This is a genomic window from Corynebacterium nasorum (assembly GCF_022347325.1).
GTDB classification, from domain to species: domain Bacteria; phylum Actinomycetota; class Actinomycetes; order Mycobacteriales; family Mycobacteriaceae; genus Corynebacterium; species Corynebacterium kefirresidentii.
Window position 1 is genome coordinate 45,504 of sequence record NZ_JAKRDU010000008.1, and the last position, 22,475, is coordinate 67,978.

Sequence of the window (22,475 nt, forward strand, 5' to 3'; positions counted from 1 at the left end):
AAAAAGCAGATTGGACAAGATTCTTATATTCTACTCATTTTTCCCTAAAAAGAAACCCGCCCCGCTCCCACTTTTAAGAGTGGGTGCGGGGCGGAGTTTGAGAAAGAACACCGGGTTTTAGGCCTCTACGGTATCCCCACCGTTGTTGTTCGCAGCGGTCGAAGACTCACCGGCCTGTTCCTCTTCCTGCTGCTTGAACTGCTTGCGCAGCATAAAGAGCTGGCGGACGGTCTCTTCCTTGACGCCTTCGTTCATCGCATTGAACATCTCGCCGCCCTCCTTCTGGTACTCCACCAGCGGATCGCGCTGCGCCATCGCGCGCAGGCCAATGCCCTCCTTGAGGTAGTCCATCTCATAGAGGTGCTCACGCCACTTTTGGTCAATAATCGGCAGGATGACCATGCGCTCGGTATTGCGCATCTGCTGCTCGCCGCCAATTGCGGTTACAGATTCCTCGAGCTTGTCATATTCGTTATTGGCGTCTTCTACCAAAGCGTCGCGAAGCTGCTCAGCGGAAAGCTCGCCTGGGGAACCATACTCGGAGCCTTCGACCAGTTCCTCGTGGGAAATGGTGGGACCGTACAGGGAATCCAATGCGTTCCACAGCGCATCTAGGTCCCAATCCTCCACGTAGCCGGTGGCTGTAGCGCCGGCGACATAAGCGGAAACGGTGTCATCAATCATGCCGCGGATATTGTCCTGAATATCGCCGGCATCGAGGATATCGTGGCGGGTAGCGTAGACCACCTTGCGCTGCTCGTTAAGCACCTCGTCGTACTTGAGAACGTTCTTACGCATCTCAAAGTTCTGGTTCTCCACCTGCGCCTGGGCGCCCTTAATGGAGTTGGAGACCATCTTGGCTTCGATTGGAACATCGTCCGGTACATTGAGGCGATTCATCATGTTCTCCATGGACTGTCCCACGAAGCGCACCATCAACTCATCGCGCATGGACAGGTAGAAGCGGGTCTCACCCGGGTCACCCTGGCGGCCAGTACGACCACGCAGCTGGTTATCAATGCGGCGCGACTCGTGGCGCTCAGTACCCAGCACGTAGAGTCCACCGGCCTCGCGGACCTGGTCACCCAACTTCTTGGAGTGTTCCTTTTCGGCATCGATCTCTGCCTCCCAGGCCTCCTGGTACTTTTCCTCATCCTCGAATGGATCTAGGCCGCGCTCACGCAGCTTCTCATCGAGGATGACCTCGGGGTTACCACCAAGCACGATATCCGTACCACGGCCGGCCATGTTGGTAGCCACGGTTACGGTGCCAGGACGGCCGGCACGGGCGATGATCTGGCCCTCTTCCTCGTGGTGCTTAGCGTTGAGCACGTTGTGCTTGATTCCCCGCTTAGATAGCAGCTGGGACAGGTACTCGGAGCGCTCCACAGAGGTGGTACCTACCAGTACTGGCTGACCGGCCTCGACGTGTTCAGCAATATCGTCCACCACGGCGGCGAACTTGGCTTCCTGCGTCTTGTAAATGCGGTCAGAGTGGTCCGCACGCTGATTTGGCTTATTGGTAGGAATCGGCACTACGTCCAGGCCATAGATGGAATGCAGCTCGGCGGCTTCGGTCTCTGCCGTACCGGTCATGCCGGAGATCTTCTCATAGAGGCGGAAGTAGTTTTGCAGGGTAACGGTAGCCAGCGTCTGGTTCTCGTTCTTGATCTCTACCTGCTCCTTGGCCTCGATGGCCTGGTGCATGCCTTCGTTGTAGCGGCGGCCGGCCAGCACGCGGCCGGTGAAGCTGTCGACGATCATGACTTCACCATTGCGGACGATATAGTCCTTATCGCGGGTGAAAAGCTCCTTGGCCTTCAAGGCGTTGTTCAGGTAGGACACCAGCTGGGAGTGCTCCGGGGCGTAGAGGTTATCAATGCCGAGCTGATCCTCTACGTATTCCACGCCCTCTTCCAGCACACCGATGGTGCGCTTTTTGTGGTCTACCTCGTAGTGGATGCCTTCGCGCATGCGCGGTGCCAGCTGGGCGAAGACACTGTAGAACTGGGAGGAACCGTCTACTGGGCCGGAGATGATAAGCGGGGTTCGGGCTTCATCGATAAGAATCGAGTCAACCTCATCCACGATGCAGAAGTTGTGACCGCGCTGCACCACTTCATTGAGGGAGCGCACCATGTTATCGCGCAGGTAGTCAAAACCTAGCTCGTTATTGGTGCCGTAAGTAATGTCGCAATCGTAGGCAGCCTTGCGCTCTGGTGGGCGCATCTCAGACAGGATGACGCCTACGGACAGGCCGAGCCAGCGGTGGACACGGCCCATCATCTCCGCGTCGCGCTTTGCCAAGTAATCATTGACGGTCACGATGTGGACGCCCTTGCCCTCAAGCGCATTAAGGTAGGCAGGCAGGAGTGAGGTCAGGGTCTTGCCCTCACCGGTGCGCATCTCGGCAACGTTGCCGAAGTGCAGGGCCGCGCCACCCATGATCTGCACGCGGTAGTGCTTTTGATCGAGGACGCGCCAGGCAGCCTCGCGGACGGTGGCAAATGCCTCGAGCAAGATGTCATTCATCTCTTCGCCGTCTTTAAGACGAGTCTTGAACTCATCGGTCTTTGCCTTAAGTTCTTCGTCCGAAAGCTCCGCGTACTTATCCTCAAGGGCAATTACGTCGTCTGCCATTTTGCCCAGGCGCTTGACCGTACGGCCCTCGCCCGCGCGCAGCAGCTTGGAAAGTCCAAACACGGTTAGTTAGTCCTTCTAGTCGCGACAATAAAGTTAACTCGTCGCTATTGTACTCACTCGCATTCACAAAGCACCTTCCGCCTAGCGCATAGGGCATGCGCGCAACCTTCATCTGGCATATCTAAGCCTTTAAAGCCGCTTGCCGACGTCGAACCTCCCCCACCAAGACACCATTTCCCTTGATACGAATTCGACCCCGCTGCAGTTATGCAGCGGGGTCATTACCTCAGGAAAGTGCGAGCGCTTTAGGCCTCCGCGTCTTCAGCCAGGGAGATAAGGCCATAGTCGAAGGCGTGGCGGCGATAAACCACGGAGGGCTTACTATTCTCCTCGTTAACGAAGAGGAAGAAGTCGTGGCCAACCAGCTCCATCTCGCTCAAGGCATCATCCACGCTCATCGGGGTAGCCGGGTGCTCCTTGGTGCGCACAATCTGGCCGGGACGAACATCCTCGACGGTCTCAGCATAAGGGTCAACGTAGCGCTCTTCCTTGGCGCGCTGTGCCTCAGCCTGTGCCACCATCTCAGCGGCAATCTCTCCGGTGCCCTTTTGCGCGCGGTGACCGCTCTTGACGTTTTCGCGGCGCACCTTCACCTTGCGCAGGGAGCGCTCCATCTTGCCCAAGGCGGTCTCGAGCGCAGCGTAGAAAGAATCTTCCTTTGCTTCGGCACGGGCGATGTGTCCCTTACCCGTAGCGGTGATCTGGATGCGATCCGCTTCAGAATCGCGGCGCGGGTTCGGCTCGTGCTGCAGCTCCACGTGGAAGAAGGTCAGGGTGGGGTCAAGGCGTTCAATCTTGGCCAGCTTGTCATTGACTCGCTCTTGAAAGTGATCAGGGACCTCGACATTACGGCCCGTAATCGTTACCTGAGCTTTGTTTGGCTGGGACATTGAAATGCCTCCCTTGAGTAGTGGGGACTGGATTCAATCACAGTAGCTATCTCTCTGTGACACTCCTCATGGTATCACTGGTTATGACCTGACAGGGCGAAATTTTTTCCCGCTCCCCTACCTCGAGGGTAGATCCCGCCTTTATCTAGGCATCCGCAAAGACCAATGCTCCACATACTTCTACGCCCGCGGCCTGCAGGGCAGCAATGCTCGCGGCTAGGGTGGCGCCGGTGGTAACGACGTCGTCGGCAAGCAGCGCAGGGGCGCGAGCAATGGGAGCATGAACGCGGACTCGCCCCTGCAGGTTAGCCCACCTATCCTGCGCGTTAAGCTCGGACTGATCCGCGGTGGACTGCCCCATCGAAAGAGCCGCGCACACGCCCACGCGCTGCAGCTGCGCCGCTGTATGGCACACAGCGGCCACAGGGTCTCCCCCGCGCGCCCGCGCCGAGCGCGGACGGGTAGGCGCAGGAACAAGGGTGAACTCGCGCGGGATATCACCACGGGCACTCAGATAGGCCAGCCCAGCTGCAAAGACGGCCCCGACATACTCGCGAACCGGCTGGTTGCCGCGCTCTTTCATACCAATGATGATGCGGCGGCGAATATCGGAATAAGAGCCAAGGGCATACACGGGCGCCCCCAGCAGCCGGGGCCGTGCTACCAAGTAGGGCGGGTGCCGCAAGTGCTCGCGGCAGTGTTCACACAACACCTCGCCCGGCGCGCCGCATCCAGCACACGCGCGCGGAAAAATAAGCTCCCCCAAGCTCATCGTGTTGCCTCCCCCCTAGCCGCACAAGCCTTCCGACGGCTAGTTAGAAACGATAGGGGAAGAACGCCGGCCCTGCAGCCCAGAGACCTCACGCCAGTTGGTCTCATCCATCACGGTGGAAGGTAGCTCAAGCATGGCGTGAGAATCAGTGATGAAAAGCTTGGTGGGCGAGGAAGCTACAGCCACCACGGGGGCGGTGATATTACCGGTAGGCATGGTCGAAGCCGAGGAACCATCCTGCTCGATGCGCCAGACGGGTGACTGGCTCGAGGAGGTACCAACGATGAGCGAGCCATCCATATTCCAGTCCAACGATAGCGCCGAACCGGAAACTTCTGGGCCGACCTCGCGGGCGTTGACGATGCGCTTATCCCCACTGCTGGATTGGGCAACCGCCGCGATATACACGTGCCCATCGATAACCATGGCCACGCGGGCACCGCTATGGGACAAGCGGATGACGGAGATTTCGCCCTCAATATCGTCAATGCTGCGGGCATCCACCTCGGATTTGGAGATGCGGCCCGTGGTCTTGGAGCGCACCACGCGCACGATGCGATCTCCGTCAACCACAGTCCACGCGGCTTGCCCGTTGTATTCAAAGGTCGGCCGTGCCAGCGTGGGACCATCCACCGCATCCTGCAGCTGGCCATCGAGCTCGCCTATCTGCAGGGAGAAATCATTATTGGATTTGCGGCGCACGGCCGCAACGAGGCCGCTATCGGCCACATCCACGGACTGCACGTCTCCGCTACTGCCCAAGGTGGATTGAACGGGCTCGGCCACGCCATCGTCTACCTCCAGCAGGTTGCCCTCATTAAGGGCGTAGAGCTTAGACAACGCGGTGCTGCTTTCTTCCGGGTTATAGTCCGCAAAGTCATCCACGCTCAAGCTATCCATACCTTCCACCAGGTCACCGCCATCGGCCTTGACCTTAAAGGGACCGGTATGGCCGGCTTTGCTAAGCGTCCACACCAGTTGGGCGGCAAAGAGAGTGCGGTCGTGGGCGTCCAAGTCCACTAGGCCTTCGAATTGGTAGCCTTGCTCGCGGTCATAGCCGGCATAGGTAACATTCTCCCCCGCCGCACGGCGGGTGGCAGGGGCAATGCTGGCCGAAGGCCCCTCCATCAACAACGTGATAAGCGTCGACTCCGATTCTTCGCCACCCTTATACAACCAGCGACGATCCGGAACCAGCACATCGTTACTCTGCTTATAGAAGTACAGCGATTGCGGGGCGTAGTGGTTGCGCATTTCATTGCGCTCCATCACCACTCCGGCCGGCAGGCCATCGACGCGCCACCTATCGTCTTGCATCTTCATGTAGATGACTGCCTCATAGCCCTCATTTTCCGGGACATACGCGCCACCGGATTTCAGGCGGCCGATAATAGTGCCACGTACTGTAAAGGCGCGTTCATTATCTTTCGAGCTTTGTTTATTGGCGGGCGCGGTAACGATATCCAGGCTATCGACCACCATCACATCGCCGCTGGCGTCCCATGCACCACGGGCAGTATCCGTAAGAAAACCACGGGCGACTTCGTGATCATTTCCGGGCACGGCCGAAGCCTGATAGAAATCTCGCAACGTCAGATCCGGGTCATCGCCCGGTTGCGGTGCAATAACTTCCCCAGGACTGTCTTCCTGTCGCTGGTAGGTCCCTACCACCTGCGGCCCGGTGTCACTCGGCAGAGTGGAACAACCGCTGACAAAAAGCACGACCGCTGCGGTACTAAAGACCGCGGTTTTGCAATAGTTGCTGCTGAACACGCTCACTTCCTCCTCCCCTCAAAGTCCGGGGCCTTATAGGCGCGCCTATCTGGGGCGGCCGCACCACGGTTGAGCTCTCGTTCCGAGGGCCATAGGATGCCATCCCCCTCCGCCTGGCCAGTGGTAGTCTTATCGCTCTTTTCGACGCGCGGTGAGCTCATCCCGGATGCAATGGCAGGCGTAGCAGAGGCGGGTTCGACACCCGGATTATCGGTGCTAGAGTCCTGCGCTTCTGGAAGTTCAACTCCGGCATCTGGGGTCGATTCCGGCAACGAGCCGCCTTCCGCAGGGTTGTTTACGGGTGCGCCAGGGATCTCCACAGAGATGGGTTCTTCTCCCACCTCGGCATTCGGGGTGCGCGGGATAATGAGGCGGAAGCGCGAGCCAAAGCCCTCGTAGCCGGTGGCATCCAGCGTGCCGCCGTGCAGGACGGCGTCCTCGCGGGCGATAGCCAGCCCCAGGCCGGTGCCACCGGAGTGGCGCTTGCGGGAGGAATCTGCGCGCCAAAAGCGGTTAAATACCAGCTCTTCCTGGCCCGGTTTCAAGCCCACGCCATGGTCTGTAACGGTAACGCCCACCGCGGTTTCCGTGGTGGCGACATCCACCGCTACCGGATTGCCTTCCGAATGGTCGATGGCATTGGCCAAAAGATTGCGCAAGATGCGCTCAAGGCGGCGTGAATCGGCTTCGACGGCGATGCGCTCATCCGGCAGGTTGAGCTGGACCTCTACGTTGAGCTCGCGAGCCAAATGTTCGACTTGCTCATAGGCGGACTCCACGCAGGAGCGCAGATCAATGGCGGCGGTAGACAGGTCCGCCACGCCGGCATCGTGGCGAGAAATCTCTAGCAGGTCCGCGAGCAATTCCTCGAAACGATCGAGCTCGCTTGACATCAGGCGGGAAGCTCGCTGGGCGCCGTGCGGCAAGCTATCGCTTTCGGCCTCAATCATGTCCGCGGCCATGCGCACGGTGGTCAATGGGGTACGCAGCTCATGGGAGACGTCGGAAGTAAACTGCCGCTGCAAATCGCCGTATTCCTCCAGCTGCGCAATCTGGGAAGAAAGCTTATCGGCCATGTTATTGAAGGACGCGGCCAGGCGGCCCATCTCATCGTCACTATCGACGGCCATGCGTTCCTTCAAATGACCAGCCGCCAAGCGCTGTGCAATGCGCGAAGCCGAACGAATCGGCGTAATAACCTGCTGGGTGGCCAGCCAGGCAATGCCCACCAACAGCACCACGACGACCACACCGGCCGCCGAAAGCAGGCCTCGCATCAATGCCATGGTGGATTCTTCCGACTCCATGGACAGTGCCAAGTAGACCTGAGTATGCGGGATATCGGTATCGGTAGGTGTTCCTACCAGCAGGGCGTTGTAATACTCACCGTTTTCCCGCGGAGCCGGGAAATACTGCTGCGCAATCTGACCTTGATCCACCATCTCCCGCAACTGATCCGGCACGGGGAAACCTTCTGGCGAGGTAATAACCGAGCCATCCTGGTTTTCCACCACGATGACCGGTTCATAAACCGCCTGGGCATCGCCCTGCTGGGCAGAGAGCTGGCCCAGTGCCGCACGTGCAGAATTGATGCGTACCTGCACCGAATTGGCGGAACTGGTGGCATCAATCTGCTGTTCCACGGCCGTGCGGGCACGCTCCAGCTCCTGCTGCGCCACGTCTTCCTTTTGGCTAACCAAGCGCTGAGTCAGCACAGAAACCAACGCGTAGGCCAAGATGATCATGACCACCGAGGAGGCGACCAAAATCATGCCAATGACGCGCGCCTGCAAAGAGGTACGCCACGTTGTAATGAAGGCGTCTCGAATACGCCTTAAACGTTCAATGATGCCGATGGTTCTTACTCCCCGGCGCCGGGCTTACCGGTCTTATACCCCACGCCACGCACGGTCAGCACAATCTGCGGATCCTCCGGATCATGCTCGATCTTGGCGCGTAGGCGCTGCACGTGGACATTAACCAAGCGCGTATCAGAGGCATTGCGGTAGCCCCATACGGACTCCAGCAGCGACTCACGCGTATGCACTTGGCCGGGGCGGCGCGCCATCTCCAGCAGCAGGTCAAATTCCAAAGGAGTCAAGTTCAGTTCGGTACCATCCGTGCGGCGCACGGTATGCTCCGGCACGTCAATGATGAGGTCCGCCACCTCCAAGATTTCAGACTCCGCGGAATCGGTGCGGCGCAAGCGCGCGCGAATGCGGGCGATGAGTTCCTTGGGTTTAAATGGCTTGGTGATGTAATCATCCGCGCCGGATTCAAGGCCTAGTACCACATCGACCGTATCCGTCTTGGCGGTCAGCATAACGATGGGTACGGAGGATTCACGGCGAATGGCGCGGCAGATATCCACGCCGTTCATGCCCGGCAGCATAAGGTCCAGCAGAATGAGGTCCGGCTCGTGTTGCTCAAAGGCGGGCACGGCGTCATTGCCGTCCATGACCGGAATGGGCTTAAGTCCCTCAGACTCGAGCACAATGGTCAGCATCTCCGAGATAGCCGGATCGTCATCGACTACCAAAATCTTGGGCGCCACGTTTTATTCTCCTACAAGGTCTTTTATCGCTGAAATTATAGTATCCGCATCGGCGGTGACAATCCAGCGTCCACCCCAGCCCGCATCTGCTAGGCGCTGGTAGGCCGCGGCGGTGCGTTCCTGCAATCCGCCATCGCGCTCGTAGCGGTCACGCGCCCGGTTGGCATCTGCTTGGGCTCTTGCCTGCGCTCTTTCCGACGCCACTTCTACCGCAGTATCCAGATAAACCTGCAGATCCGCTTGCGGCAGGCCTAAAGTGCCAAATTCCAGATCATGCACCCAGTCCATGACGGCATCGTCTTCGAGTCGCGCCGCCGAATATGCCGCATTGGAAGCCACATACCGATCCAATAGCACCACGGCGTCCGTACCCTTAGCTCGCTGCAATTGGTCTTTTACGCCGTAACGATCCAAGGCAAAAAGAGTTGCCATGGCATATGCCGAATCTGTCAGGTCACCCATTTTTCCGTAGAGCGCCTTTTGGGCGAGCTGGGCGTGAATCGATTCTGCATAGCGCGGGAAGGCGATGACCTCCACGGGTCGATCCAACGACTCCCTGATTGTGGAGACCAGCGTATTCTTACCGGCACCGTCGATGCCTTCGATGCTGATAAGCATAGGTGTGGGGTACCTTCCCTTCTATTTTGTCTGGCATGAGGCCACTGCTGCGGGCAGTAGGTATGGCTTAGGACAGGGCCTCTATAAACGCTTCGAGGTCATATTCTTCCTCGACATTTTCTAGTACCTCGAGGGCATTTTCCGTCAAGGTTTCGCTGCCAGACCCCACCAGCTCCCTAATATAGGGGTAGTCTTCAACAACCTCGCCCGCACTGAAGGGCGCGCCAGCCCAAATGGCAGCGATGGTGGCTGCTGCTTGCGCGTTCTGTTCCTCTTCTTCACTGAGCTGCGGCTTGCTATGTGCTACTTCGCAGGCATCCTCAACGGCGCGAATTACCCCTTCTTCATCGAGGTTTGCCATTTCTTCCAAGAAATCGACGTTGAGGTCCGTGCTGAAAATATCTTCGTCCCAAGTACTCACTTTTTGACTCCTTCGGTGCTTTCAGCGCCATTTATACACGCTTTCCCAGCTAAAGAAAGCACGCAATGAAAAGGTTTGCAGGGCATCCTACATCCGCGAACTGGCGTTTTGTTGGCATATCACAGAATTGCAACGCCGTAGCAATGTTTCCTAAACATGATAGTCTCGTTACCAACTTGTTACCGGGGTGCTATACCGCCACCTCCTATGGGATTAAATCAGCCCACCTCACAGAAAGGACAGCCACGATGAAGCCAGATTCGCGCCGCGTCTACGTGTTCATTGTGGCCGGACTGATAGCCGCGGCCGTCGTCGGATTCACAGTCTGGCGCATGAGCTCGCCGAGCGCTAACTATTCCAATGCCGCGGATCAGTCCGGGACCACCTCCGTCTCCCCGACGCACACTGCGGCCGAGGAGACCACCACTTCTCCCACGGACCATTCGCCTTCAAAGAAGCGCTCTGCACATGCGACAAGCTCTACAGCTTCGTCCGGCGATTCGAAGCACCACCAGCCGCATAACAGTGATCCGTATCTAGCCCCCAATGCGGTCATGCACCCGCAGGCGGCTACCCAGCCCACCAAGGTTTATCGTCCGGAGAATATTTCCCCACAAGGAGCCTCCTCGCAGGGTATGGGCAGCATCCAGGGTGGACAAGACACCGGCCAAGGCGTTCTGCGCCCGACGCCTGATTACCCAAGCAATCAAAACGGCTCGCAGGCTACCGGTTCCCCACAGGGCAACCAGGGCAACAACGGCGGCAATGGCGGCACCGCTCCGCAAACCACCACTGCCCCGTCCGCTCCGCAGCCTTCCCCGACGCAGCCTTCGGAGCAAAATGGGACGGGCACAACCACTGGTGAGAACAAGCCCAACCCGGACCGGGGACAACTAACCGAAAACAAGCAGCAAGAGGTCGCAGAGGCAGAAGTACCACGCGACGATCAAGCCGCCGCAGAGCAGCCTTCTGCCGAGCAGAACCAAGAGCCGACCGATTTCGTGCCGACCAAGCAGGCGCCGCGCAAGGCAGCCCCTTCACGCTAATCCACAGCCCACTGCTCTATTAGCTGAATACAAAAAGCACGTTTCCTCGATTCTGAACGCGAATTTCGAGGAAACGTGCTTTTGTATACGCCGGACCATTAGAGCTGTAAAAGAAACAGCCATGTGAGGCACTCGCGCAGCGACGAAAGCTGCGGCAGCGCGCCTGAAATGAAGCTCCACGCCTCGCCTGAGCCCCGGCGGAGAGGGGGTTCGGCAAAGCGCGCTGGTGCGCAGGCGAGCCAAGCGCAGGCGGGCTAAGCGCGGGCGACGAAGAGGTCGGCGGCGTCGGATGCCGCAGTGGCGGTGACTCGCCCCTCAGAGGCAGGCAACCAGACGGCTTGGCCGGGGGTCACGGTGAGGGTCTTGCCGGCGGCATCAGTAAAGGTAACGGAGCCTGCGGTACACAGGGCGATGGTCGGGCCATCGTAATCAAAATCCACAGAAGATGCTCCGCTAAGCTCTACACGGTCTAGCAGGAATTCTTCAATCGGGACCGGGTAAGACCATGCGGCGGCATCGTGCACATTATTCTGAGCGGACTTATCCTGCTGTTGAACACGCGGTTCATCGGCAGCCGCGTAGGTGAGAACCTTGACTAGTTCGGGAACGTCAACGAACTTGGGGGTAAGGCCGCCGCGCAAAACGTTATCGGAGTTGGCCATAATCTCTACGCCAAGGCCGGAGACATAGGCGTGCAGCTGGCCCGCATCTAGGTAGACGGCCTCGCCGGGAGAAAGTTCGATGTGGTTAAGCAACAGTGCACCCAATACACCGATATCGCCCGGGTAACGCTGGTTGAGTTCCAGCACCGTGGACATTACACGGGACTTCCAATCGGCCGGGTCCGCGGCAATAAGGCGCTCACCAGCGGAGACTATGGCGGCGATGAGTTCCTTGCGCTTGGCGGACGGGATGGTAATCCACGTGGTAAAGAGAACGCGAAGGTTGGCGGACTCGGTGGTTACCGAGGGGTCCTCGTCCAGCATGGCAACGTAATGATCCAGCTCGGGGCACTCCAAGGCAGCAAAAAGCTCGCGAGTGCGCGCCAGCGGGCGGAAGCCAGCCATGGCATAGAAATCCGTGAGCGCAACGATAAGCTCGGGCTTGTGGTTATCGTCCTTGTAGTTGCGGTTGGGTGCGGTGAGTTCAATCCCAGCGGCATTCTCGCGGGCAAAACCTTCCTCTGCCTGCTCCTTCGACGGGTGCGCCTGTAGGGATAGCGGCTCCTCGGCCGCTAGCACCTTGAGGAGGAAAGGCAGGCGTTCACCGTACTCGGCGGAAACGCGGCTGCCTAGCTGCCCTGCTGGATCCTCCGCAATGACCTCATTGAGAAGGCGGTCATCCACCGTAGACGGGTCTCCGGGGTGGGCGCCGAACCACAGCTCTGCGACGGGCTTTTCTGAATCGGGCTGACCCTGCAGGTGTGGGATGAGGGTACGCGAGCCCCAGGAATAGTTGCGGGTGGCGCTGTGCAACAGCTGCATGTGTTTCTATCCTTTAGAAATCTCGTAGGCGGTCGCGGAGAAACTCCGCGTAATAAGCTGCAGTGAGCGGGCAAGATGCCCGAGGCCCGGTTCCGGGTCAATGCTGCGGACTGCAAGCGAGTTGGGCAGGTTCGCCTCTTCCTGCCCCCAGAAAATCACCTTCAAGGGTACCAAAGCATCCGTAGTGCCATCGCCATCAATGAAGGGGTCAAAGAAGAGATCATTTGCTCGGGAGCTATCGGAATCTCGGTCGAGTGCGCGTCGCAATTCCGCAGGGTCCACGAAAGCGCTCGGCAGGCCATGCACCGCCCAGATGGTCGCAGCCATACGAGCGACGAGGGCGTCGATCTGCACGTGCTCACGCCGCTCAGAAAAGGAATAAGGGTCGAGCACGCAGGAGTGGATGATGCGGGCGCCTTCGATAAATTCGCGCAGTTGGCGGCCCGGATTGGTAGTGGCATCGCGCTCAGGGGAAAGCTGCGCGAGTTCGCGGTCCACGGCTGCAGCAAGATCCTCCAGGATCTCTTTCACCGCGGTCGGGTCCTGGTAGAGCAGGCAGCACAGAGCATGCAGTGCGGCGATGTTGCGGGCAGGCGAACTGCCCTCTGCCGTAGGTAGGCAGGGGGCGATGAGGGTATCGTCCGGGCAGTCCTCCACGAGCGGGCCCTTGGCCGGGCCAATCAAAACGGTGGTGGCGCCGCGCTGGCTGGCGGCAATTAATGCGCGCGAAGCCCAATCGCATTCGCCGGTCTCGCCTACGACAACAACCACGTCCAATGCTCCCACGTAACGCGGGAGCGATTCGGTGACGACGAGCGGGATTCGCAGCGGCTCTGCAAGGCCGACACCCAAGTGGGCGGCTTCCCTGGCAATCGCATCGGTGGGGATTATGACCAGCGAGCGAGGATTAAGCCCGCGGAGCGCCTCGCTCCAAAGCTCCACTTCTCCGGCCAATAGGCGGATTTGAGCGCCTTCGTGCGCGACATCAAAAAAGCGCACGGTTTCGGCATCATAATTACCGGTATCCATGTGGCTTAAGCATAGTCGGGCACCCACTAAGATGGAGTCCCATGACTTCCGCACAGATCCATCCCGTGACCCTCATTGGCGGCGGCCCCGGCGCGTGGGACCTCATTACTGTACGCGGCATGCGCGCCTTGCAGGATGCAGAGGTTATTCTCGCCGATCACCTGGGACCTACAGCGCAGCTCGATAGGCTGTGTGATATTTCTTCCAAAGAGCTCATTGACGTCTCTAAACTCCCCTATAAGAAGTCAATCTCGCAGGAAAAGATCAACGAGTTACTCATCACTCATGCCCGCTCTGGCCGCAAGGTAGCCCGCCTTAAGGGAGGCGATCCCTTCGTCTTTGGGCGCGGATTTGAGGAAGTTCAAGCGCTGGCGGAAGCTTCGATTCCCACCACGGTCATACCGGGCGTAACTTCAGCTATTTCCGTTCCCGCAGCCGTTGGCGTTCCGGTAACTCAGCGCGGCATCGTCCACGGCTTCACGGTGGTTTCCGGGCATCTACCACCCGGCCACGAGAAATCCTTGGTGGACTGGGAAGCTCTCGCCCGTTCTGGCGCCACGCTGGCGGTCATTATGGGGGTTAAGAATGCACCGGCGATTGCTAGCACACTTATTGCAGCCTCCCTCTCCCCTTCCACCCCCTGCGCCATCATCCAAGAAGGCACGCTTTCTACCGAGCGCGCTTACCGCTGCACCTTGGCCACACTGGCGCAGACGATAACAGAGCACGATATCTCCTCGCCGGCGGTCTATGTCATCGGCGAGGTGGCCGGCCTCTAGCGGGTTCAGGGTAGCAAGACTCGCATAAGCCCTAACCCCACTTTCGGCCGCGTTCCGCCTACTGCAGCCAAACCTTGGTCTATTGCCTGGCCAAAGGCCGCAGTCGATGCGCTACATTCGGTCCGAGGCGGGGCTTTCGGGCGCCTTATCCTGCACGATGGTGACACCTGACCTGCGCGAACCGTGGAAGTGATGGGCGGCGGCGACACGCTCTGGGTAATCCGGGGCATGAAAGTCCGCGTGGGCGGCTTCCTCAGCGTTTTCTGCTTCCAATTCCGCTGCACGGGCACGCGTAGTGCGCAGCGTGCCACGAACTGTTGCGGCCGCACCAGCAGCGACCACGACGGCGATGACTATCGAGGTAACTGCTGATGGCACTGACCAGCCAAAGTAGGTCTCGGCGCCACCGATAACCTTGCTGATATTAAGCCCTACGATGGCCGTGCCCACCAATCCACCAAGCAGGACTGGGTTGATACGGGAGATGAGCCACGCAGCGATCGGAGCAGTGATGGCGCCGCCGATGAGAAGCGCGATAACGGCGGCAAGGTTGCCGACGATGTCGTGCCAGAGGCCGACGATAAAGCCCGCGGTGGCACCCAAGGTCACGAGGAATTCGGCGGCGTTGACCGTGCCCACAATGCGGCGCGGCTGCTCCCGACCAATGGCCATAAGCGTGGAGGTCGACACGGGACCCCAGCCACCGCCACCGGTAGAATCGACAAATCCGCCCACCAGGCCAAGGCCGGCGAGAAACGGAGTGGAATGCGAGCGCTTGTAGGCGGAACCGCGGCGGCGCGGTTGGGAGAACCGCCAGATGAGGTTAGCACCAATGCCTACCAGGATGAGTGCGGTCACCGGTGCAGCAGCGGCAGTGGAAATATTCGACAGCAACGTGGCCCCCACAAACGCGGCAATACCGCCGGGGACGCCAAGGCGGACCACCGTCTTCCAGTCCACGTTGCCGAAGCGTGCGTGGCTCAAACCGGAAATGGCAGTGGTGCCAAGCTCAGCGGTGTGCACGACGGCAGAGGCCTGCGCGGGACCTAGGCCGGCAAGGAGCAGCATCGTGGTAGACGTGACGCCGAACCCCATGCCGATGCCACCGTCCACGAGGTTGGCGGCCGCACCGGCGAGGGCGATGAGAATGAGAGTTAGCATGGCGCGAATACCTCCTGTGCACCGCGGCGTGCATGATGAAAACGGTCTGCGACGAGGCCTGAAATATCAGTGCCGAGCGGGTGCTCAACGGTCGCGGGAACACCCGCCAAGCGGTCTAGGAGCAGCCCCTCGGTGACAAAGAGCGGTATGACGCGCACGCGCTTAGGGTCCGCATGCTCGCGGCACAGGCGCACGATCCCCTCGCGGCCACCGCGGGTAGCAAATTCCACCGTCGCGGGTACGCCGGTGAGCGCGAAGGTGCGGTGGGCGAGCTCACGTATGGCATCATTCGCCGCTGAATCGGAGGAACCAACGGAATAGATGACCACGTGGGCGTCGCCAGGCCGGGTACGAGAGGCGAGCACACGGGCGAGGTCCTCGCCGGTGCCGAGGCCTGCGGCGAGGTGGAGGGACAAGTGTGAGGTCTGGGAGGCTGCGGCAAGCGCACGCGGAACATCAACGCGCTGGTGATAACCCTGGGTGAAAAGCAGGGGAACCACGATTGCCTCGGTCTCCCCCATCTGGGCAAGCTCGAGCGCGGCCGCGGTGAGGTCGGGCTCGTTGAATTCCAGGTGCGCCGCGCGAGCTGGACGCAAGCCCGTGGCCTGGGTCAAACGCTCAATTCCGGCCGCAGCACCCGGATGCCGTGAACCGTGGGACAGGGTAATGAGTGCGGGCATGGGGCATCCTTAAGCCTTTGGCGCCGTGGTGTGGCCGCGGCGGGCAAGCGAGCGCTTCAGTGCTTCGTTGGAGGACACGGCCGGTGCAGGGGCTACCGGGGCATCGTCCTGGCCGTGGAAACGCACGGAGAAAATCCGCAAGCATTCCTGGCATTTCCAGGCAAAATCGTCTTCCTCGTCCGGAAAGAGGTCGGTTCCGGCGCAATACGGGCAGAAGCTGGGATGGTTGCGGTTGGGATTGGGCTGGCGGCGAAAATTCACTGCAAGTCCTCCTCAGCTGCGCGCAAAACCCAGTGGCGGAACTGCTCACCTTCCTCGCGCTGCTCCTTGTATTTGTTGACCAAGCGGATGACGTACTCGGGCACCTCATCGGCCACGACCTTGTGGCCACGCAGCTTGCGGCCCCAGTCCGGAGACAGGCCAAGGGCGCCGCCTAGATGGACCTGGAAACCCTCGACGCGGTTGCCCTCGGAATCAGTGACGATCTGCCCCTTCAGGCCAATGTCTGCTACCTGTGAACGCGCACAGGCGTTGGGGCAGCCGTTAAGCGCGATGGAAATCGGCACATCCAGATCACCCAGGGTGTCTTCCAGGATGTCCACCAACTCGATGGCGCGGGCCTTGGTGGTCACGTGCGCGAGCTTGCAAAACTCCAGCCCGGTGCAGGAAATGACGCCACGGCGAAACTCGGATGGCTGGGAATACAGTCCGGTCTCGTCGAGCGCACGGGATAGGCTCGGGATGTCCTCTTCATCGACGTCGAGGAAAAGCAGCTCTTTCATCGGGGTAGTGCGAATACGGCTAATCCCAAATTTCTCAGCCACGTCTGCGATAGCGATGAGCTGTTCGCCGGTGGCATGGCCCACGGTAGGCTTCACGCCCACGTAGAACTTGCCGTCCTTTTGGCGGTGCACGCCAAGATGATCGCGAGAGCCGGGCTCGACTTCCAACGGGACGCCATCCAGCAGCGGCTCATCTAGGTATTCCTCTTCCAACACCTGGCGGAACTTTTCAATGCCCCACTTAGCCACCAAGAACTTCAGGCGGGCTCGGTTTCGATTACGGCGGAAGCCGTAGTCACGGAAGATGCCGACCACACCGGCCCACACCTCAGGCACGCGTTCTAGGGGAACCCAGGCGCCGAGGGACTGCGAGAGCATCGGGTTAGTAGAAAGGCCTCCGCCAACAAAACAATCGAATCCAGGGCCGTACTCTGGATGGTTCACGCCTACGAAGGCGACGTCTTGTATCTCGTGTGTGACGTCCTGACGGGAGTTGCCAGAGATGGCGGTTTTGAATTTGCGCGGTAGGTTATGGAACTCCTCACGCGGCAGATAGTTATTTTTGATCTCTTCAATGGCCGGGGTGGCGTCAATAATTTCATCTTCTGCCACGCCCGCGACAGGCGAGCCTAGGATAACGCGGGGCACGTCGCCGCACCCCATAAGCGTGCTCAGCCCCACCGACTCAAGCTTGTCCCAGATGGTGGGCACATCCTCGATACGAATCCAATGCAGCTGGATATTTTGGCGGTCCGTGAAGTCCGCGGTAGAGCGGGCATAATCACGCGAGATCTCACCCACAGCGCGCAGCTTGGCGGGATCGGCGCGGCCACCATCGAAGCGCACACGCATCATGAAGTACTCATCCTGCAGCTCAGCGTTAGAAAGCTTGGCGGTCATCTCACCGCCCAAGTTTTGGTTGCGCTGGGTATAAAGGCCCAACCACTTGAACCGAGGAGCTAGGTCATCAGAAGGGATCGAGGAAAATCCTTGCTTGGAATAGATATCGATGACGCGCTGCTTGGCAGAAAGCCCACCATCCTCCTGCTTAATTACCTCATCGTTATTGAGGGGCTTGGTACCGTCAATCTTCCATTGGCCTTCGGGCTTCTTGGCGCGGGGAGTGCGCTTGGTATTAGTCGCGGTGGTCATGGTGTAGATCTCAACCTGCCTTTCCTAAGTATTGAAAGACAACCTACCCGTCTAAATCAGACAGACAAAGCGGTCTTTTTTATTTTCAAGTAAAAAATCGCCATAACCTGCGCAAAAGTCAGAATAATTTTAGAAACTAATTCTTAGCCTTGCCGCAATCTAGACCAGACGGTTCAATTGCCAGAAAGATAAAGCTAAGAAAATGAACCCAGCGGTCTAGCCCCGCGAGAAAGAGAAAGGCCTTCGCACAACATGAATCAGCCCTTAAAAGTAGCCGTGATCGGTGCCGGTCCAGCCGGCATCTATGCCTCCGACATCTTGGTAAAAAAGACCGGTGGTGAGGTACAGATTGACCTCATTGAGCAGATGCCCGCCCCCTTTGGCCTCATCCGTTACGGCGTAGCACCGGACCATCCGCGCATTAAAGGCATCATTAAATCCCTCCACCGCGTACTCGATACGGAGCAGATTCGCCTGCTGACCAACGTGCACATCGGCCGGGATATCACCGTCGATGAGCTGCAGCAGCATTATGATGCCGTGGTCTTTGCCACCGGCGCCGTGGGCGACCGCCACCGCGATATCTCCGGCGCGGACCTCGACGGCGTGCATGGTGCCGGCGAGTTCGTGGGCTTCTACGATGGCAACCCGCGCTTCGAGCGCAATTGGGATCTTTCCGCCACAGAGGTCGCAGTCATCGGCGTGGGTAACGTGGGCCTTGATGTCTCCCGCATCCTGGCCAAGACTGGTGACGAGCTCAAGGTGACCGAAATCCCCGATAATGTCTACGATTCCCTGGCCCAGAACCAGGCCGAGACCGTGCGCGTCTTCGGCCGCCGCGGCCCGGCGCAGGCCAAGTTCACCCCGCAGGAGCTCAAGGAGCTGGACCATTCCGAGTCCATTAATGTCGTGGTTTCCCCGGAGGACATTGACTATGACGAGGCTTCGCTGGCCGCGCGCCAAGAAAGCAAGTCCACTGACTTGGTGTGCCAGGTGCTCGAGCAGTACGCCATTCGAGATCCGAAAAAGGCACCGCACACCCTGCAGATTCACCTTTTTGAGCAGCCGGTGGAGATCATGGGTAAGGACGGCAAAGTCAGCGGGATTAAGACCGAGCGCACCGCCCTTAATGGGGATGGCAGCGTGCACGGTACCGGGAAGTTCACCGAATGGCCGGCGCAGGCGGTCTATTTCGCCACCGGCTACCGCTCCGATGCGGTCGATGGCGTGCCCTTCAACCAGGACAAAAACGTCATCAATAACGATGGTGGCCATGTCATCGATGCGGCCGGCAAGGTAGTTCCGGGCCTGTACACCACCGGATGGATTAAGCGCGGGCCAGTGGGGCTCATTGGCAATACCAAGTCCGATGCCACGGAAACGATTGGCATGCTGCTTGCCGACGCCGCCTCCGGCACCCTCCCCTCCCCTTCCAGCGACGCAGATATCACCGAGGTCCTTAGCGAGCGGGGAATCGAATACTTGACGTGGCAAGACTGGCAGCGTTTAGACGCGGCCGAGCGCGCACTGGGCGAACGCGAGGGCCGCGAACGCAAGAAGTTCGTGGAGTGGGAGGACATGGTCTCCCACTCGCGCGCCGAGGTTTAACGGCGGATGATGGCGAGGACTTCGTCGACGATGGCCTGAACTTCGTCGGCGGTCTTTGCCTCTACGTTGAGGCGTAGCAGCGGTTCCGTATTGGAGGCGCGTACGTTAAACCATGCCTCGGTTCCCTTGAGCTCGACGGTCACACCATCCAGCTCATCGACGGACTCAATTTTATCCGCCAGCTCATCCAGCACTGCCTGGGTAGCGGCTTTCTGATCCTCCACGGTGGAATTGATCTCACCAGAGGCTTCATAGCGGGAGTATTCTGCCATGAGCTCGCTTAGCGGCTTATCGGACTGTCCGAGCGTTGCCAGCACGTGCATAGCGGCAAGCATGCCGGAATCAGCATTCCAGAACTCCTGGAAGTAATAGTGCGCGGAGTGCTCACCGCCGAAGGCGGCCTTGTGCTCAGCCATCTGCGCCTTAATGAAGGAGTGACCCACGCGGGTGCGCACTGGGGTGCCGCCCTTTTCCTTGATGAGCTCCGGCACGGTCTTAGAGGTAATCAAGTTGTGGATGATGGTAGCGCCGGGGAACTTATCCAAGTAGCGTCCTGCCACCAACGCGCAAATGGCAGACGGGGAAACAGGCTGGCCTTTTTCATCCACGACGAAGCAGCGGTCCGCATCACCATCAAAAGCCAAGCCAATATCGGCTTTCTGCTCCACGGTGAACTTCTGCAGATCCACCAGGTTCTTCGGGTCCAGCGGATTAGCCTCGTGGTTCGGGAAGGTACCGTCAAGTTCGAAGTACAAATCACGAACCTCGAAAGGCCGGCCATCGAAGACAGCCGGCACGGTGTGGCCACCCATACCATTGGCGGCATCTACAGCCACGACGAGAGGCTTGGAATCCTCCAACGGCACCAGCTTGCGTAGGAAGTCCGCATAGCCAGCCAGAATCTCCTGCTCTGCAATCGCACCTTCAGTGCCGGTGTACTCAGGGGTGCCTTCAATAAGCATCTGCTTAATCTGCCCCAAACCAGTCTCCTGGCCCACAGGCACTGCGCCGGCACGACAGAGCTTAATTCCGTTGTACTTGGCTGGGTTGTGGGAGGCGGTAAACATAGCGCCCGCGCACTCCAGGGAACCAGCGGCGTAGTAAAGCTCGTCGGTAGAGGTCAGCCCCAACAGGGTCACATTGAGGCCCTGCGAGGTCACACCCTCAGCGAAGGCGCGCGCCAAAGACGGTGAGGAGGGACGCATATCGTGGCCGACGGCCACGGTATTTTCGCCTTCCTCACGCAAGATGGCGGCAAACGCAGCGCCCGTATCGCGCACGAAGTGTTCATCGATGTCTTCGCCCACCACGCCACGGACGTCATAGGCCTTAATTACTGCATCAAGCTGCTCACGAGTTCGCATACCCAGCAATAGTACTCTCGCCCGCAGGGAAACTACTGCACTGCGGGGTCCGTGTCAGTCCAGTTCCGATTCCGCCGGCGTTATTTCATCGGGTACAACCGAAAGGTGGGCACGGCGGGCCTTTTTGGCATAAGCCACGCGACGGGTACGAAAGACCGGGTGATTCGAATTAGCTGGGTCAGCGCCATCAAAGGTCGCGGAATAGTCGATAGGGTCTGCCCCCGAACCGGCGCTACCGTCATCGACCAAGCCGGTGGTCACGCGGCCGTCTTCCTTGACCGCTTCTGCCAGGGCCATCAGATCGTCTTCCTCATCCAGCTCGATGCGATCGACGCGCACCAGCTCCCAGCCCACCGGAGCCGAGATGCGATCGCGGTGCGTGGCGCACAGGTCCCAACTGTGCGGGTTCTCTTCTTCCGCCAGCGGGCCGACCACGGCCGTCTGGTCCGCGTACGCATAGGTCAATGTCGCCACGGCGGGGCGGCCGCAGCCTGGGCGGGAGCAATGGCGAGAAATAGTCACAGCGCATAAGTCTAAACCCTTAGTTGAGATTTAGATAGTCTTCGCCCCGGCGTGGCTCCGCTAAATCCAGACCACCTGCGCCTTAGAATCAGGGCATGACCGCCGCTCGCCCGCACATCCGCCCCGCCCGCGACCGACACGGCCACGGCATGCGCGGACCCCTCCTCCCCCAGCAGACTCCGCGCTACCGCAGCGCGCGCGAGCACTTCGACATGGCCGTCTTGGAGGCCTATGCCCCCATCCAAAACTCCTTCGCCCCGCAATTGCGTGGCCTCGACCTAGCCGTAGACACCATTCCGCGCATGCGGCTCTCACCCGATATGACCGTGCTCCCGGATGAGATTATCGCCGATGGGCCGGTCCCCCTCGGGCGCGTGGTTCCTGCCGGCGTAGACTCCGCCGGCCACCCCACGCGCGCCCGGTTGGTCATTTTCCGCATGCCCATCGAGCAGCGCGCTTCCACCCCGTCCGAGCGTTCCGAGCTTCTAGGTACGGTTATTACCGCGCTCGTGGCGAATTATCTCAACTTGGACCCGGAGGAAGCGGATCCACGCTATAGCTGGTAGCCACCTTCACGATATGACCCAGCAGAAAGGCCCTGGGCCGCACGTCATGTGCTTGCCCGGGGCCTTTCTGGACACCTTAATTATCCAATCTCGCGCTTGAGGCGGCGGCGCTCACGGTCCGATAGCCCGCCCCAAATACCGAAGCGCTCGTCGTGCTCCAACGCGTACTCCAAGCATTCATCACGCACCGCGCAGGCCTGGCAAATGCGCTTAGCCTCACGGGTAGAACCTCCCTTTTCAGGGAAGAATGCTTCAGGGTCCGTCTGCGCGCACAGCGCTTGGTCCTGCCACTCCTGCTCGACGGCACCGAAGAGTTCATCGAGTGACATCTCTGCAGCAGCACCGCCACGGAGAATGGCGTTGTTATTAGCCATTTTGTCCACGCCTTTTCCTTTCTCCGAGGTTGGGTAATTCTAATCAGTGCAACCGACCGTACACCACATTCCCTTTGGGTAACCCCGCTGGGCCGGTGTGGAAGTAACGGCGTCGGCCGCTGTTTCTTTCACTGATGTAATTTCACACCGGATCACTAAATATCGTCAACCCGAATTAGCGGCTTCTTCGCACTTTT

The 22,475-nt window shown here is 59.5% G+C and carries 21 protein-coding genes; 4 read left to right on the forward strand and 17 right to left on the reverse strand.

The window, feature by feature from the left end; genetic code table 11:
* Nucleotides 1-117 precede the first annotated feature (117 nt).
* The 8 genes from secA to MHK05_RS07875 all read right to left on the reverse strand — a co-directional run bounded on the left by secA (nucleotide 118) and on the right by MHK05_RS07875 (nucleotide 9,731).
* Complete coding sequence (gene secA / locus MHK05_RS07840; RefSeq protein ID WP_239205926.1) at nucleotides 118-2,703, reverse strand: preprotein translocase subunit SecA; 2,586 nt, start codon at nucleotides 2,701-2,703, stop codon at nucleotides 118-120.
* A gap of 245 nt (nucleotides 2,704-2,948) precedes the next feature.
* Nucleotides 2,949-3,593 carry a ribosome hibernation-promoting factor, HPF/YfiA family gene (gene hpf, locus MHK05_RS07845; RefSeq protein ID WP_239205928.1) on the reverse strand — a complete coding sequence of 215 codons (645 nt, stop codon included), beginning with the start codon at nucleotides 3,591-3,593 and terminating at the stop codon, nucleotides 2,949-2,951.
* 145 nt (nucleotides 3,594-3,738) lie between these two features.
* Nucleotides 3,739-4,227 (reverse strand): ComF family protein, encoded by a 489-nt coding sequence (locus MHK05_RS07850; RefSeq protein WP_232212580.1) that lies wholly within the window; start codon nucleotides 4,225-4,227, stop codon nucleotides 3,739-3,741.
* A 177-nt stretch (nucleotides 4,228-4,404) separates the two neighbouring features.
* Complete coding sequence (gene lpqB, locus MHK05_RS07855; protein WP_239205930.1) at nucleotides 4,405-6,138, reverse strand: MtrAB system accessory lipoprotein LpqB; 1,734 nt, start codon at nucleotides 6,136-6,138, stop codon at nucleotides 4,405-4,407.
* A 2-nt stretch (nucleotides 6,139-6,140) separates the two neighbouring features.
* On the reverse strand, nucleotides 6,141-7,931 hold the full coding sequence (gene mtrB / locus MHK05_RS07860; protein ID WP_275434412.1) for an MtrAB system histidine kinase MtrB: 1,791 nt from the start codon (nucleotides 7,929-7,931) through the stop codon (nucleotides 6,141-6,143).
* Between the two features lie 68 nt (nucleotides 7,932-7,999).
* Nucleotides 8,000-8,692, reverse strand: a complete 693-nt coding sequence (mtrA, locus tag MHK05_RS07865; protein WP_023027822.1) for an MtrAB system response regulator MtrA — start codon at nucleotides 8,690-8,692, stop codon at nucleotides 8,000-8,002.
* Nucleotides 8,693-8,695: 3 nt separating this feature from the next.
* The gene (locus tag MHK05_RS07870; protein WP_239205932.1) at nucleotides 8,696-9,310 is read right to left on the reverse strand and encodes a dTMP kinase; all 615 of its coding nucleotides are present in this window, start codon (nucleotides 9,308-9,310) and stop codon (nucleotides 8,696-8,698) included.
* A gap of 67 nt (nucleotides 9,311-9,377) precedes the next feature.
* Nucleotides 9,378-9,731, reverse strand: a complete 354-nt coding sequence (locus tag MHK05_RS07875) for a DUF4259 domain-containing protein (protein ID WP_023020773.1) — start codon at nucleotides 9,729-9,731, stop codon at nucleotides 9,378-9,380.
* A 248-nt stretch (nucleotides 9,732-9,979) separates the two neighbouring features.
* Here MHK05_RS07875 and MHK05_RS07880 point away from each other — a divergent pair, with 248 nt between their 5' ends.
* Nucleotides 9,980-10,777, forward strand: a complete 798-nt coding sequence (locus MHK05_RS07880; RefSeq protein ID WP_239205934.1) for a hypothetical protein — start codon at nucleotides 9,980-9,982, stop codon at nucleotides 10,775-10,777.
* A 254-nt stretch (nucleotides 10,778-11,031) separates the two neighbouring features.
* Here MHK05_RS07880 and manA read toward each other — a convergent pair whose 3' ends face one another.
* Complete coding sequence (gene manA / locus MHK05_RS07885; protein WP_023020771.1) at nucleotides 11,032-12,261, reverse strand: mannose-6-phosphate isomerase, class I; 1,230 nt, start codon at nucleotides 12,259-12,261, stop codon at nucleotides 11,032-11,034.
* 6 nt (nucleotides 12,262-12,267) lie between these two features.
* Entirely contained in the window at nucleotides 12,268-13,290 is a 1,023-nt protein-coding gene (locus MHK05_RS07890) for an exopolyphosphatase (protein WP_239205936.1), read from the reverse strand.
* A gap of 41 nt (nucleotides 13,291-13,331) precedes the next feature.
* On the opposite strand from MHK05_RS07890, the gene cobA reads away from it, so the two are divergent.
* Nucleotides 13,332-14,069, forward strand: coding sequence for a uroporphyrinogen-III C-methyltransferase (gene cobA / locus MHK05_RS07895; protein WP_023020769.1), 738 nt, complete (start codon nucleotides 13,332-13,334; stop codon nucleotides 14,067-14,069).
* Nucleotides 14,070-14,180: 111 nt separating this feature from the next.
* On the opposite strand, the gene MHK05_RS07900 is transcribed toward cobA, so the two are convergent.
* From MHK05_RS07900 to MHK05_RS07915, 4 genes are read right to left on the reverse strand one after another with little or no spacing between them, the layout of a single operon-like run.
* Nucleotides 14,181-15,230 carry a sulfite exporter TauE/SafE family protein gene (locus MHK05_RS07900; protein WP_023020768.1) on the reverse strand — a complete coding sequence of 350 codons (1,050 nt, stop codon included), beginning with the start codon at nucleotides 15,228-15,230 and terminating at the stop codon, nucleotides 14,181-14,183.
* Nucleotides 15,224-15,910, reverse strand: a complete 687-nt coding sequence (locus MHK05_RS07905) for a sirohydrochlorin chelatase (RefSeq protein ID WP_023020767.1) — start codon at nucleotides 15,908-15,910, stop codon at nucleotides 15,224-15,226. Before MHK05_RS07905 ends, MHK05_RS07900 begins: the two co-directional genes overlap by 7 nt.
* 9 nt (nucleotides 15,911-15,919) lie before the next feature.
* On the reverse strand, nucleotides 15,920-16,171 hold the full coding sequence (locus MHK05_RS07910) for a hypothetical protein (protein ID WP_023020766.1): 252 nt from the start codon (nucleotides 16,169-16,171) through the stop codon (nucleotides 15,920-15,922).
* Nucleotides 16,168-17,844, reverse strand: coding sequence for a nitrite/sulfite reductase (locus MHK05_RS07915; protein WP_200288083.1), 1,677 nt, complete (start codon nucleotides 17,842-17,844; stop codon nucleotides 16,168-16,170). Before MHK05_RS07915 ends, MHK05_RS07910 begins: the two co-directional genes overlap by 4 nt.
* A gap of 252 nt (nucleotides 17,845-18,096) precedes the next feature.
* Here MHK05_RS07915 and MHK05_RS07920 point away from each other — a divergent pair, with 252 nt between their 5' ends.
* A complete protein-coding gene (locus tag MHK05_RS07920; RefSeq protein WP_239205938.1) occupies nucleotides 18,097-19,452 on the forward strand; it encodes an FAD-dependent oxidoreductase in 1,356 nt (451 codons plus the stop codon).
* On the opposite strand, the gene MHK05_RS07925 is transcribed toward MHK05_RS07920, so the two are convergent.
* Both MHK05_RS07925 and MHK05_RS07930 read right to left on the reverse strand, forming a co-directional pair.
* On the reverse strand, nucleotides 19,449-20,816 hold the full coding sequence (locus MHK05_RS07925; RefSeq protein ID WP_239205940.1) for a phosphomannomutase/phosphoglucomutase: 1,368 nt from the start codon (nucleotides 20,814-20,816) through the stop codon (nucleotides 19,449-19,451). The genes MHK05_RS07920 and MHK05_RS07925 overlap by 4 nt on opposite strands.
* Before the next feature lie 54 nt (nucleotides 20,817-20,870).
* Nucleotides 20,871-21,338 (reverse strand): DUF3499 domain-containing protein, encoded by a 468-nt coding sequence (locus MHK05_RS07930; RefSeq protein WP_023020762.1) that lies wholly within the window; start codon nucleotides 21,336-21,338, stop codon nucleotides 20,871-20,873.
* Between the two features lie 95 nt (nucleotides 21,339-21,433).
* Between MHK05_RS07930 and MHK05_RS07935 the strand changes: the two genes are divergently transcribed.
* Nucleotides 21,434-21,904, forward strand: coding sequence for a metallopeptidase family protein (locus tag MHK05_RS07935; protein WP_239205942.1), 471 nt, complete (start codon nucleotides 21,434-21,436; stop codon nucleotides 21,902-21,904).
* An 80-nt stretch (nucleotides 21,905-21,984) separates the two neighbouring features.
* Here the strand turns inward: MHK05_RS07935 and MHK05_RS07940 are convergent, their stop codons facing one another.
* A complete protein-coding gene (locus MHK05_RS07940) occupies nucleotides 21,985-22,233 on the reverse strand; it encodes a WhiB family transcriptional regulator (protein ID WP_005528147.1) in 249 nt (82 codons plus the stop codon).
* Between the last annotated feature and the right edge of the window lie 242 nt (nucleotides 22,234-22,475).